This is a genomic window from Shigella sp. FC1544 (genome assembly GCF_001722145.1).
In the GTDB taxonomy this organism is placed as follows: Bacteria; Pseudomonadota; Gammaproteobacteria; order Enterobacterales; family Enterobacteriaceae; genus Escherichia; species Escherichia coli.
Map to the genome: position 1 here is coordinate 1 of NZ_MECT01000021.1, position 12,643 is coordinate 12,643.

Annotated in this window: 11 protein-coding genes, 1 tRNA gene and 2 pseudogenes; 2 read left to right on the forward strand and 12 right to left on the reverse strand. The window is 49.4% G+C overall.

The annotated features are described in order from the left end of the window. Positions 1–124: 124 nt before the first annotated feature. The 7 genes and pseudogenes from BGK49_RS01715 to proB all read right to left on the reverse strand — a co-directional run. Positions 125–460, reverse strand: a pseudogene (locus BGK49_RS01715) (hypothetical protein); the annotation flags it as partial. Continuing rightward, entirely contained in the window at positions 460–657 is a 198-nt protein-coding gene (locus tag BGK49_RS01720) for a helix-turn-helix transcriptional regulator (RefSeq protein WP_000083332.1), read from the reverse strand. The gene BGK49_RS01720 and the pseudogene BGK49_RS01715, both read right to left, overlap by 1 nt. Positions 658–854: 197 nt before the next feature. Next, on the reverse strand, positions 855–1,736 hold the full coding sequence (locus BGK49_RS01725) for a DUF6387 family protein (RefSeq protein ID WP_000251023.1): 882 nt from the start codon (positions 1,734–1,736) through the stop codon (positions 855–857). A 142-nt stretch (positions 1,737–1,878) separates the two neighbouring features. Continuing rightward, a complete protein-coding gene (locus BGK49_RS01730; protein WP_000772640.1) occupies positions 1,879–3,093 on the reverse strand; it encodes a tyrosine-type recombinase/integrase in 1,215 nt (404 codons plus the stop codon). Positions 3,094–3,258: 165 nt separating this feature from the next. Beyond that, positions 3,259–3,334, reverse strand: a tRNA-Thr gene (locus BGK49_RS01735). A gap of 114 nt (positions 3,335–3,448) precedes the next feature. Continuing rightward, on the reverse strand, positions 3,449–4,702 hold the full coding sequence (gene proA, locus BGK49_RS01740; RefSeq protein WP_000893276.1) for a glutamate-5-semialdehyde dehydrogenase: 1,254 nt from the start codon (positions 4,700–4,702) through the stop codon (positions 3,449–3,451). An 11-nt stretch (positions 4,703–4,713) separates the two neighbouring features. Continuing rightward, a complete protein-coding gene (proB, locus tag BGK49_RS01745; RefSeq protein WP_001285290.1) occupies positions 4,714–5,817 on the reverse strand; it encodes a glutamate 5-kinase in 1,104 nt (367 codons plus the stop codon). 287 nt (positions 5,818–6,104) lie between these two features. Here proB and phoE point away from each other — a divergent pair, with 287 nt between their 5' ends. Next, positions 6,105–7,160 (forward strand): phosphoporin PhoE, encoded by a 1,056-nt coding sequence (gene phoE / locus BGK49_RS01750; protein WP_000749890.1) that lies wholly within the window; start codon positions 6,105–6,107, stop codon positions 7,158–7,160. 38 nt (positions 7,161–7,198) lie between these two features. Here the strand turns inward: phoE and crl are convergent, their stop codons facing one another. From crl to gpt, 3 genes are all read right to left on the reverse strand, one after another. Further along, positions 7,199–7,600, reverse strand: a complete 402-nt coding sequence (gene crl, locus BGK49_RS01755; RefSeq protein WP_000174671.1) for a sigma factor-binding protein Crl — start codon at positions 7,598–7,600, stop codon at positions 7,199–7,201. A gap of 57 nt (positions 7,601–7,657) precedes the next feature. Then, the gene (gene frsA / locus BGK49_RS01760) at positions 7,658–8,902 is read right to left on the reverse strand and encodes an esterase FrsA (protein WP_000189552.1); all 1,245 of its coding nucleotides are present in this window, start codon (positions 8,900–8,902) and stop codon (positions 7,658–7,660) included. Between the two features lie 91 nt (positions 8,903–8,993). After that, on the reverse strand, positions 8,994–9,452 hold the full coding sequence (gpt, locus tag BGK49_RS01765; protein ID WP_001291990.1) for a xanthine phosphoribosyltransferase: 459 nt from the start codon (positions 9,450–9,452) through the stop codon (positions 8,994–8,996). 260 nt (positions 9,453–9,712) lie between these two features. On the opposite strand from gpt, the gene pepD reads away from it, so the two are divergent. Beyond that, a complete protein-coding gene (gene pepD / locus BGK49_RS01770) occupies positions 9,713–11,170 on the forward strand; it encodes a cytosol nonspecific dipeptidase (protein WP_001293009.1) in 1,458 nt (485 codons plus the stop codon). A 56-nt stretch (positions 11,171–11,226) separates the two neighbouring features. On the opposite strand, the gene prfH is transcribed toward pepD, so the two are convergent. Together prfH and BGK49_RS01780 are read right to left on the reverse strand one after the other, a co-directional pair. Further along, positions 11,227–11,841 (reverse strand): peptide chain release factor H, encoded by a 615-nt coding sequence (gene prfH / locus BGK49_RS01775; protein ID WP_000602112.1) that lies wholly within the window; start codon positions 11,839–11,841, stop codon positions 11,227–11,229. Further along, positions 11,838–12,458: pseudogene (locus tag BGK49_RS01780) on the reverse strand (RNA ligase RtcB family protein); the annotation flags it as partial. The pseudogene BGK49_RS01780 and the gene prfH, both read right to left, overlap by 4 nt. Positions 12,459–12,643 lie beyond the last annotated feature (185 nt).

Below are 12,643 nucleotides of genomic sequence, written 5' to 3' on the forward strand. Positions count from 1 at the left end.
CCTCCGTGGTGGAAATACCGGGGTGTAGCAACAGCTCACCCATGCGGCTCTGACAACGATGTTAACCCGCGTTAAATATCCCACGTTGGCCAGCATCTGTCTCACGGAAAGTCATACTGCCTTACATATGAGTGATCACTTTCAGAACATCACCACGGCAGGAGAAACGGTAGCGAAGGTGTGTTCCGATACCATCAGGATTCTTTTCGTCGATACGTTCCAGAGTGATTCCAAGCTGGCGTTCTAACTCTGTTGCATAGTTACGACCAGAAGACAGACGGCAGTAGCGAAGAATGTCATTTTCTGTCCATCCCTCTATACCAGTACGCAGCATATAGACTCTGGCACGATGCTTTTTCGGTGTGCGCTTTGGTGCTTGAAGGGATTTTGTAAGGGGCGTAACATCAGATACGCGAATATCTGAATTAGCCGCCTGTAATGGGCGGTTTTTCTTATTCATTACGCTACCTCGCCACGCGACTCAGCGATGCGCTGATTAATCCATTCTTCAATTTCACTTTCAATAAACGCAATTGATCGGCTTCCAATCTTTACAGATTGAGGGAATCGCTGTTCTTTGATGAGCCGATAAATCCACACTTTGCTGTAACCAGTACGGCGTTGAACCTCAGAAAGACGAATAAATGATTGAGACATGTTTACTCCTATATTCTGTCATCTTCTTTAATGGACATCAGTAGACAGAAAGGAGATTAAACAAACCGGTGAATGGGTGATAGCGGATAAAAATAAAATATTTTTTTGAGAAGATTATCCGCTTTGAAATACACAGTAGCGTATTCAAAGCGGAAATCGCGAAATTTACTTAAAACGTTTACGTAGGATTTTGCTTGCTATAAATCTCTACTCATTAAATCAGATATTTTTATCAAGCTCATTTCTCTGTCTTTGTTTACATAAAGCTGAAGCAAGCGGGTGTATCTCTCGCTTATAGATTCAAGTGCAAAAGGCTTTATTGATTCCTTAATAGCCTGCGTATCTTTCGGATCATCACTAAAAACCAAGGCAGAAATCATCGGATTGCTCACTTCCTTACCTGACTTCTCACCCCAAATCAGCAGATCAACAATAGGTATCACTCTATTAGATATCAACTTCTGAAGGGTCTTTAATCCAATCCTTTTCTGAGCGACATGCTCTCTCTCTGGTACTTTTAACTCTTTTCGCCATAGAGGTAGAAGGTGAGTCAGGCTGGTAATAATTTCGTCATCAGTGGCGTCATCTAAATCTATAGAAACGAGTATGATGTTAGGGGAACAATTACTTAGGTTTCCAGTAACACTCGCAAGCATAGCGTTTGCCTTGAGGTAGCAATCCTCTTCGTCTCTTTTAAAAAAGCCTTGATCTATCGATGAGAAAGAGTACATGGCCAGCTCTGAAAATGTTACTGGACTAACCCCCATAGCTGAAGATAATGAGGGTAGATCATCGTACTCATTTCTTAATGATGGGGCTTCATCATTTACTTTGCGAATAAATTCTTCGACCTCTTCCTCTTCTTCATTGAGAATGGTTAGGTTAGGATCGCCCGAAAAAATCCTTTCATATTTTATATCGTACTCTTCTTTGAATATAGCAGTGTCATCTTTTGCATGACGCAATAAAAAATCGCGCCACTCTAATTCTTGAATCAAGTCCGGCAAGGTTAAATCATTTAAAAATTCATAATTACTAATATCAAACCATGCTAAATCTTGTTTTTTGGCTCTCACCATACGCCACCCCGCGCCCCTAATTCTGACGGCTATGCCAGCCCGTAGGGGTGTACGGGTTTTCGGGGATCAGCCTAGACATAGCCTATTCTTTGTTCGTCTACATAAGTCTACTACCATTGCTTAACACGGTCTATTCATACAGTTAAGCTCGTTTCCCAAACGAACCATGAACAACGTTCTCCTCCTTCTCCAGCGCATCCATATAGTCGGCATACCATTGAAGCATCTCCCGCCTTCCATCCAGATATTGCGCATGGTTGTATGTGCCACGAATTGAGTTCTTATCAACGTGAGCGAGCTGCGTTTCTATCCACGCGGTGTTATAGCCCTGCTCATGCAAAATCGTGCTCATAGTGTGCCGGAACCCATGACCAGTTACACGTCCAGCGTAGCCAATGCGCTTAAACACTTGGTTTATGCTGGCCTCACTCATTGTTTTCCTTGGATCATTGCGCCCGGGAAACATAAGAGGGTAATTGCCTGTTATTTCTCTAATCTTCCCAATAAGCGAAAGAGCCTGATCAGACAATGGCACAATATGAGGCCGCCGCATTTTCATACGTGAAGCGGGTATCTCCCAGATAGCCTTGTTGAAATCAATTTCATCCCATAATGCGCCACGTAGTTCGCCAGTCCGCAAGCCGATGATAATCAGTAGACGAGCCGCCATAACAACCAATGCGCTTCCTGAGTAACTGGACAATGCCTTGAAAAAATCAGGTAATTCTTTAGCTGTAAGGAAAGGGTAATGATTAGATTCATGGCCTTGCATCGCGCTAGTAAGGTCTGGTGCAGGGTTATACTCTGCGCGACCAGTGACTATTGCATAGCGGAAAACTTCCCCGCACCGCTGCCTCACTTTTTTGGCTTTTTCTGTAGCACCGCGCCCCTCGATGCGCCGCAGCACATTCAGAAGTTCAAGTGGTTTGATTTCGGCGATTGGTTTTTTGCCAATGTAAGGGAACACATCTTTGTTGAAGGCTTCGAGGATGTCTGAAGCATAACCAGCAGACCATTTTTTTAATTTGCTGCTGTGCCACTCAAGGGCAATATCTTTGAAGGTGTTGTTTAACTGCGTTTCCCGGGCAATCTTTTCCTCTCGTTTCGCTTCCATCGGATCGATACCACCAGCGATACCTCTTTTCGCATCTTCACGTTTTGCCCGAGCATCGGCTAGAGTAACCTCAGGATACACACCTAGTGCCAATAGCTTCTCTTTACCAGCTACACGATATTTAAGTCGCCAGTATTTACCTCCATTAGGTTTTACCAAGAGATACAAACCGCCACCATCGGCCAGCTTGTAAGCCTTCTCTTTTGGCTTGGCTGTGTCTATTTGACGGGCATTGAGTTTCACTTGGGGGTACCTCCACTAAACCGAACAGCAAATACCCCCATAAGTACCCCCATCTGACCGTAGATTTTGAGGGACTTTAGTAGGCGTCAAAAGACGAACGGGGCTTTAATACGCGGATTATAAGGGGTTTTGAAAGACTTTAGTAGACTTGGGGAGATGTTTGAATGGTGCCGATAATAGGAGTCGAACCTACGACCTTCGCATTACGAATGCGCTGCTCTACCAACTGAGCTATATCGGCCCTGAAAGGACATGTTCACGAACGTGAATCACGGTGGACAAGGTTAAAACTAACCGGGCGATGCGTCAATGGCCTTGTGAATCAAATGGCTACTTTTACATCACCCGGTTTTATTTACGCTCGAATGGTGTAATCACCAATGCCGATCCACTTGTAAGTGGTCAGTGCTTCCAGCCCCATTGGGCCACGCGCGTGGAGTTTTTGTGTGCTTACCGCCACTTCCGCACCCAGACCAAACTGGCCGCCGTCGGTGAAACGCGTAGAGACGTTAACGTAAACAGCGGACGAATCCACTTCGTTAACAAAACGCTGGGCGTTGCGCATATCGCAGGTCAGGATCGCATCGGAGTGTTGTGTGCCGTGTTCACGAATATGGGCGATGGCATCGTCAAGATCGCTGACGATTTTGACGTTCAAATCTAATGACAGAAACTCATCGTCATACTCTTCGGCTTTAACAGCAACCACCTTCGCAGGGCCTGCCTGCAACTGCGCCAGTGCAGCTGCATCTGCGTGTAATGTCACGCCGCTTTCCGCCATTTGTTTGCTTAATGCGGGCAGGAAGCTATCGGCGATGTTTTTATTCACCAGCAACGTTTCAACCGTATTACATGTGCTCGGACGCTGAGTTTTCGCGTTGACGATCACTTTTAATGCTTCAGCGATCTCTACACTTTCATCAACGTAAATATGGCATACGCCTATACCACCTGTGATCACCGGGATTGTCGACTGTTCACGGCACAGTTTATGCAAACCAGCGCCACCACGCGGGATCAGCATGTCGATGTATTTATCCATACGCAGCATTTCACTGACCAGCGCACGGTCAGGATTATCAATCGCCTGCACGGCACCCGCCGGTAAGCCGCAGGATTTCAGGGCGTCCTGAATCACCGCCACCGTTGCAGCGTTAGTGCGACACGTTTCTTTGCCACCGCGCAGGATCACCGCATTACCGGTTTTCAGGCACAGCGAAGCGACATCAACCGTCACGTTCGGGCGCGCTTCATAAATCACGCCAATAACCCCCAGCGGTACGCGACGACGCTCAAGACGCAGGCCGCTGTCCAGTACGCCGCCATCGATTACCTGCCCCACCGGATCGGCGAGGTTGCACACCTGACGTACATCGTCGGCAATGCCTTTCAGCCGTGCGGGCGTCAGTGCCAGACGGTCAAGCATCGCTTCGCTAAGGCCATTGGCTCGCGCGTCAGCAACATCCTGGGCGTTAGCGTTGAGGATGATTTCGCTTTGTGCTTCCAGTTCATCGGCGATTTTTTCCAGCACGCGATTTTTTTCGCGGCTGGAGAGTTGCGCTAATTTATACGAGGCTTGCTTCGCGGCAATGCCCATTTGTTCCAGCATCGGCCAGCTCCTTAACGGGTAATCATGTCATCACGGTGAACGGCAACCGGGCCGTATTCATATCCCAGTATTGCATCAATTTCTTGCGAGTGGTGTCCGGCAATACGGCGTAATGCATCGCTGTTGTAACGACTGACACCGTGGGCGATATCGCGACCTTCGAGGTTGCAAATGCGGATGACTTCACCACGCGAGAAATTGCCAGTCACGCTTTTAATGCCTTTCGGCAACAGGGAGCTGCCGCGTTCCAGAATGGCGGCAGTTGCCCCTTCATCTACCGTGATTTCACCCCCCGGCGGCGCACCGAAAATCCAGCGTTTACGGTTTTCAAGCGGAGTCGCCTGGGCATGGAACAGCGTACCGACGGAAATGCCTTCCATCACATCACCAATAACGCCCGGCTTGCTGCCCGCGGCAATAATGGTGTCGATACCCGCACGGCAAGCCACGTCAGCGGCCTGCAATTTGGTACTCATGCCGCCAGTTCCGAGGCCTGAAACGCTGTCACCGGCAATCGCGCGCAGTGCGTCATCAATGCCGTAAACATCTTTAATCAGTTCTGCCTGCGGATTGCTGCGCGGGTCAGCGGTATACAAACCTTTTTGATCGGTCAGCAGCAACAGTTTATCGGCACCCGCCAGAATCGCCGCCAGCGCAGAAAGGTTATCGTTATCGCCGACTTTAATCTCTGCCGTAGCGACAGCATCGTTCTCATTGATTACCGGAACGATATTGTTATCGAGCAACGCACGCAGGGTGTCGCGGGCGTTCAGGAAGCGTTCACGGTCTTCCATATCAGCACGGGTCAGCAGCATTTGCCCGACGTGAATGCCATAAATCGAAAACAGCTGTTCCCACAGTTGAATCAGTCGACTCTGCCCTACCGCTGCCAGCAGTTGTTTCGAGGCGATAGTCGCTGGCAGTTCCGGGTAACCCAAGTGCTCACGTCCGGCGGCGATCGCGCCCGACGTCACAATAACAATCCGATGCCCGGCGGCATGTAACTGCGCGCACTGGCGAACAAGTTCAACGATATGGGCACGGTTCAGACGGCGCGATCCGCCTGTTAGCACACTGGTGCCGAGTTTTACCACCAGCGTCTGGCTGTCACTCATGATTCTCTGCCATTCAATTTTAGGAAAAATGATATCAAACGAACGTTTTAGCAGGACTGTCGTCGGTTGCCAACCATCTGCGAGCAAAGCATGGCGTTTTGTTGCGCGGGATCAGCAAGCCTAGCGGCAGTTGTTTACGCTTTTATTACAGATTTAATAAATTACCACATTTTAAGAATATTATTAATCTGTAATATATCTTTAACAATCTCAGGTTAAAAACTTTCCTTTTTTCAACGGGGCTCTCCCGCTGAATATTCGCGCGTTAATTAAAATCAGGAATGAAAATGAAAAAGAGCACTCTGGCATTAGTGGTGATGGGCATTGTGGCATCTGCATCCGTACAGGCCGCAGAAATATATAACAAAGACGGTAATAAACTGGATGTCTATGGCAAAGTTAAAGCCATGCATTATATGAGTGATAACGACAGTAAAGATGGCGACCAGAGTTATATCCGTTTTGGTTTTAAAGGCGAAACACAAATTAACGATCAACTGACTGGTTATGGTCGTTGGGAAGCAGAGTTTGCCGGTAATAAAGCAGAGAGTGATACTGCACAGCAAAAAACGCGTCTCGCTTTTGCCGGGTTGAAATATAAAGATTTGGGTTCTTTCGATTATGGTCGTAACCTGGGCGCGTTGTATGACGTGGAAGCCTGGACCGATATGTTCCCGGAATTTGGTGGCGACTCCTCGGCGCAGACCGGCAACTTTATGACCAAACGCGCCAGCGGTCTGGCGACGTATCGGAACACCGACTTCTTCGGCGTTATCGATGGCCTGAACTTAACCCTGCAATATCAAGGGAAAAACGAAAACCGCGACGTTAAAAAGCAAAACGGCGATGGCTTCGGCACGTCATTGACATATGACTTTGGCGGCAGCGATTTCGCCATTAGTGGGGCCTATACCAACTCAGATCGCACCAACGAGCAGAACCTGCAAAGCCGTGGCACAGGCAAGCGTGCAGAAGCATGGGCAACAGGTCTGAAATACGATGCCAATAATATTTATCTGGCAACTTTCTATTCTGAAACTCGCAAAATGACGCCAATAACTGGCGGCTTTGCCAATAAGACACAGAACTTTGAAGCGGTCGCTCAATACCAGTTTGACTTTGGTCTGCGTCCATCGCTGGGTTATGTCTTATCGAAAGGGAAAGATATTGAGGGCATCGGTGGTGAAGATCTGGTTAATTATATCGACGTCGGTGCTACGTATTATTTCAACAAAAATATGTCAGCATTTGTTGATTATAAAATCAACCAACTGGATAGCGATAACAAATTGAATATTAATAATGATGATATTGTCGCGATTGGGATGACGTATCAGTTTTAATAGATATTGCCGGATGTGATGCATCCGGCACATTTCACTCACGCCGTTAACTTCACCGGCTCGTCACGAAAATCATCCGCCGGTTCCAGCTTCAGATTCAGCGTCGTCAGCAGTTCACGCAGCTTCTCGTGAAACTCACGCAGGGTGTGCTCCAGTCGTTCAACCACTTCAGTATCTTTTACCGGAACACTCTTCCAGTCGCCTGCTTTATCGAACAGACCAAACTGGTAGCTGTAGGTAAAACGGGATTCCTGCGCTTCCAGCTCCATCCACCAGCCCCAGAATTCACGCACTTCCAGTGCCGGTTTCACGTTGACGCATACAGCCAGACAATCGAAAAAGAATCGATTATCTTCGCACTTACCTTCACGAATATACGGGCCTAGTGCGGTAAATTTTTTGATCAATCTGCTCTTCGGGTGTCCACTCGGTAACGTCATTGCTATCTCCTGTTGTGATGCAACTGTTTTACCAAATTGGCAAAATTTAGCAAATTTTTAACACAAGCGTTTTTCGATCCAGCCGGTGATTTCCTGAAGACCTTTGTCAAAATTCCGATACACCGGGTTAAATGGGATCTCTAATAATTTACCGTCAGCAGATGATGAGGTGATTAAGCGTGAGTCCTCTTCCGGGCTGAACGGATCGTTCTTCCAGTAGCCTGATAACATTGGCGTTGGGCAGCGACGTCCCAGCAATCCTTGCACTTTTAATGAATAGCGATTCAGCTCCACGCGTAACGCTTCGTCGGAAGCATCATGCATCCCCAAACGACTCGCCAGAACGTCAAGATACATTTCCGGCACCTGTTGCTGGCACTTAAAATCACTCAACAGGGTATGAACTACCGGACCAAGACAGGCAACCGCTTTCAGACGCGGCGATTCAAGATATGCCAGACGCACGGCAACGTTAGCGCCGAAACGGAAACCAAAGGCAGCGACGCGAGTGTGATCCACCCACGGTACGTTAGGCAGCGCCTTTAAGACGTGCTGATGCAACAGGCTGGAGTCCTGGGTGAGCTTCCATTTTGAAGAAAAGCCCACCGACGGCATATCAATAGTCAGCATCACAATGCCGCGCGGCGCAAAATAACGTTCATACAGGCTGTAATAGTCCGTCTGCATCGCATCCAGACCACCACACATTAATACTGTCGGGAACGGGCCATCGCCTTTCGGCATATGCAAAAAGCCGGTGATGGGCGCACCGCCGGGTACGGTAAACTCCATCTGCCGCATCGTGCCCGGCAGACGCTGGGCGGCCTCTTCATAGGCGCGGTTTGATAAAGCCTGCGCTTGCTCGGCCAGGTCATCTCCTTTCAGATGAGGATAGGCGGCAATGTTGTACAACGTAGCCGCATGCAGCCAGTGTCGACCACTGAGTTGCGGATCTTCTTCCGCACAGGCTTTTTGTTGCCACACCATCGCCTGGGTGGCCCACTCATAAATCCAGTTGCCACCACGGTAGCCAATCACAGTATCGTATAAATCATCGTCGGTACGTTCAGCATCGCTCATCACAATACGTGCCTGGACGTCGAGGATTTCACGTGGGTCAATACCGCGCCAGATCCACATCAGACGGTTAATCATGCGATACCAGTGAGGGATGGTTTTACCATCAAGAGCCGACTGCACAGGCGGTTGTGCGCCGTGATTAAAGCGGCGGACTAGCGTCGAGGTTTCAGGATGTTTAAAACGGGGTTTGAACAGGGTTTCGCTCAGGTTTGCCTGTGTCATGGATGCAGCCTCCAGAATACTTACTGGAAACTATTGTAACCTGCCTGAAGTTAAAAAGAACAACGCCCGGCAGTGCCAGGCGTTGAAAAGATTAGCGACCGGAGATTGGCGGGACGAATACGACGCCCATATCCCACGGCTGTTCGATCCAGGTATCTTGCGGAATATCAACAACATAGTCATCAACCAGCGGACGACCAGCCGGTTTTGCGAAGATGGTGACAAAGTGCGCTTTTGGATACATTTCACGAATCGCAACAGCAGTACCACCGGTATCCACCAGGTCATCAATAACTATGAAGCCTTCGCCATCGCCTTCTGCGCGTTTCAGCACTTTAAGCTCTCGCTGGTTGTCGTGATCGTAGCTGGAAATACAAACGGTATCGACATGACGAATACCCAGTTCACGCGCCAGTAACGCACCCGGTACCAGACCGCCACGGCTTACGGCAATAATGCCTTTCCATTGTTCAGAAGGCATCAGTCGGCTTGCGAGTTTACGTGCATGGATCTGCAACATGTCCCAGGTGACGATGTATTTTTCGCTCATGTGAAGTGTCCCAGCCTGTTTATCTACGGCTTAAAAAGTGTTCGAGGGGAAAATAGGTTGCGCGAGATTATAGAGATCTGGCGCACTAAAAACCAGTATTTCACATGAGTCCGCGTCTTTTTACGCACTGCCTCTCCCTGACGCGGGATAAAGTGGTATTCTCAAACATATCTCGCAAGCCTGTCTTGTGTTGACAACATTTTCTGCTAACCCTGTGACCTGCAATACTGTTTTGCGGGTGATCGACAAGGAGACTTAACGTGTCTGAACTGTCTCAATTATCTCCACAGCCGCTGTGGGATATTTTTGCCAAAATCTGTTCTATTCCTCACCCGTCCTATCATGAAGAGCAACTCGCTGAATACATTGTTGGTTGGGCAAAAGAGAAAGGTTTCCATGTCGAACGCGATCAGGTAGGTAATATCCTGATTCGTAAACCTGCTACCGCAGGTATGGAAAATCGTAAACCGGTCGTCTTACAGGCCCACCTCGATATGGTGCCGCAGAAAAATAACGACACCGTGCATGACTTCACGAAAGATCCTATCCAGCCTTATATTGATGGCGAATGGGTTAAAGCGCGCGGCACCACGCTGGGTGCGGATAACGGCATTGGTATGGCCTCTGCACTGGCGGTTCTGGCTGACGAAAACGTGGTTCACGGTCCGCTGGAAGTGCTGCTGACCATGACCGAAGAAGCCGGTATGGACGGTGCTTTTGGCTTACAGAGCAACTGGTTGCAGGCTGATATTCTGATTAACACCGACTCCGAAGAAGAAGGTGAAATCTACATGGGTTGTGCGGGGGGTATCGACTTCACCTCCAACCTGCATTTAGATCGTGAAGCGGTTCCAGCTGGTTTTGAAACCTTCAAGTTAACCTTAAAAGGTCTGAAAGGCGGTCACTCCGGCGGTGAAATCCACGTTGGCCTGGGTAATGCCAACAAACTGCTGGTGCGCTTCCTGGCGGGTCATGCAGAAGAACTGGACCTGCGCCTTATCGATTTCAACGGCGGCACACTGCGTAACGCCATCCCGCGTGAAGCCTTTGCGACCATTGCTGTCGCAGCTGATAAAGTCGACGCACTGAAATCTCTGGTGAATACCTATCAGGAGATCCTGAAAAACGAGCTGGCAGAGAAAGAGAAAAATCTGGCCTTGTTGCTGGACTCTGTAGCGAACGATAAAGCTGCCCTGATTGCGAAATCTCGCGATACCTTTATTCGTCTGCTGAACGCCACCCCGAACGGTGTGATCCGCAACTCCGATGTAGCCAAAGGTGTGGTTGAAACCTCCCTGAACGTCGGTGTGGTGACCATGACTGACAATAACGTAGAAATTCACTGCCTGATCCGTTCACTGATCGACAGCGGTAAAGACTACGTGGTGAGCATGCTGGATTCGCTGGGTAAACTGGCTGGCGCGAAAACCGAAGCGAAAGGCGCATATCCTGGCTGGCAGCCGGACGCTAATTCTCCGGTGATGCATCTGGTACGTGAAACCTATCAGCGCCTGTTCAACAAGACGCCGAACATCCAGATTATCCACGCGGGCCTGGAATGTGGTCTGTTCAAAAAACCGTATCCGGAAATGGACATGGTTTCTATCGGGCCAACTATCACCGGTCCACACTCTCCGGATGAGCAAGTTCACATCGAAAGCGTAGGTCATTACTGGACACTGCTGACTGAACTGCTGAAAGAAATTCCGGCGAAGTAATTATTTGATTTGCTGCCGGATGGCGTTTAATCGCCTTCCGGCAGTTTCATCCTTCATTATCCTTCGATAAAAGCCATCCCTGTAAATGTCCGTCTCGGGTTGCCACGTTCAATCTGGTGATGGAACATTCGCCGCTGCGATTTCAGCACCGCGCTATTTTCCTGTTGCTGCTGCTCCAGCTTCCAGGCAATCAGCAATCGTGCCAGCCGCTTGTTAGCATGCTGACTACGCTCTGACTGAACCTTCACGCTAATACCGGATGCCAAATGCGTGGCGCGTACCGCCGAGTCGGTTTTATTGACATGTTGACCGCCCGGCCCCGACGAACGCAGCGTCTCATACCGGATCGCATCGGATTGCTCCTGCTCATCAGCGGTAAAACGCCCAATGCCCAGAAACCAGTTTTTGCGCCCATGATGAGGCCGATACGGACTCGGACAAATCCACTGAATAGTGCCACACCAGCTTTCGCTTAATGCCCATGCGTTATCGCCATCCAGAGAAACCAGAGCTGAACGCAGCGTGTCAGAGTAGCGGCCCGTTTCTGTTTCCAACACCGTTACCGCGACGTCTTGTCGGGCAGCTTCTTTAATTAGCCTGTCCAGCGCCTTTTTCACTGCGAGACAACATTCTTCCGGCCCCTGCGCTGAGGAGAGTTGTAGCAAGATCATCCTTTTTTCCCTCCACTGCTTTTGAGCGTTAGCACCGGACGCAGCCGCGCGACAGGAATAATTAAACCGGCCTGCACCAGACATTGCACCACGCTTTCAGCCGATTTATAGGCTTGTGGCGCTTCTTCAAAGATGAGTTGTTTATCGCGACAAATTATCCGACTGCCAAGTTCAGTCCGCGAGAGTTGCGTCACCGTGTATTTCGCTGCCAGACGCCATTTACACTCGGTGCGCCCCCATTTACGCCCTGCCCCATGCGCCAGCGAGTGGAGCGTTTTTTCGTTCGCAACAGGCTGTACAATCCAGGAGTAATCACCACGTGAACCGGGAATAATCACCAGACCGTTGTCATCCGGCGTGGCACCTTTACGATGCAACCAGCCCTGTTGATCGCCGATTTGACACGCGCTAACAAAGTTATGCGCCACATCCAGAACCGGACTTCCCGTGGCCTTAACTTGTTGCATTATGCGCAAAGCGATCATCTGGCGATTAATACACGCAAACGCCAGCGCATCGTCATGTTCCGCAATATACCGTAGCGCGTCGTCACTGCCTTGAGGCAAACCATGATGCGAGAACGAGGCAATATGCCGCTGTAAAATAGACTGCCCCGTTACTTTATTCGTACCCCTTATAATGGGGTGTTAGCCAGCCAGACCCGGCATGATTACTGCCCCCAGTCGTCCATGATCCGGGGGGGGATGTCACCGGGTCTGGTGGGGCGCTGGTAACCGCTAATAGGGGTCAGGTCAGGCACTTTTGCCGGGACCGTCTGTAACGTGGATGCCGGTACCTGCTC

Excerpts from the sequence above, each read along its gene's own strand:
- BGK49_RS01720 (WP_000083332.1), bottom strand. The coding sequence starts at position 657 with ATGTCTCAATCATTTATTCGTCTTTCTGAGGTTCAACGCCGTACTGGT.
- BGK49_RS01725 (WP_000251023.1), bottom strand. The coding sequence starts at position 1,736 with ATGGTGAGAGCCAAAAAACAAGATTTAGCATGGTTTGATATTAGTAAT.
- proA (WP_000893276.1), bottom strand. The coding sequence starts at position 4,702 with ATGCTGGAACAAATGGGCATTGCCGCGAAGCAAGCCTCGTATAAATTA.
- proB (WP_001285290.1), bottom strand. The coding sequence starts at position 5,817 with ATGAGTGACAGCCAGACGCTGGTGGTAAAACTCGGCACCAGTGTGCTA.
- phoE (WP_000749890.1), top strand. The coding sequence starts at position 6,105 with ATGAAAAAGAGCACTCTGGCATTAGTGGTGATGGGCATTGTGGCATCT.
- crl (WP_000174671.1), bottom strand. The coding sequence starts at position 7,600 with ATGACGTTACCGAGTGGACACCCGAAGAGCAGATTGATCAAAAAATTT.
- frsA (WP_000189552.1), bottom strand. The coding sequence starts at position 8,902 with ATGACACAGGCAAACCTGAGCGAAACCCTGTTCAAACCCCGTTTTAAA.
- gpt (WP_001291990.1), bottom strand. The coding sequence starts at position 9,452 with ATGAGCGAAAAATACATCGTCACCTGGGACATGTTGCAGATCCATGCA.
- prfH (WP_000602112.1), bottom strand. The coding sequence starts at position 11,841 with ATGATCTTGCTACAACTCTCCTCAGCGCAGGGGCCGGAAGAATGTTGT.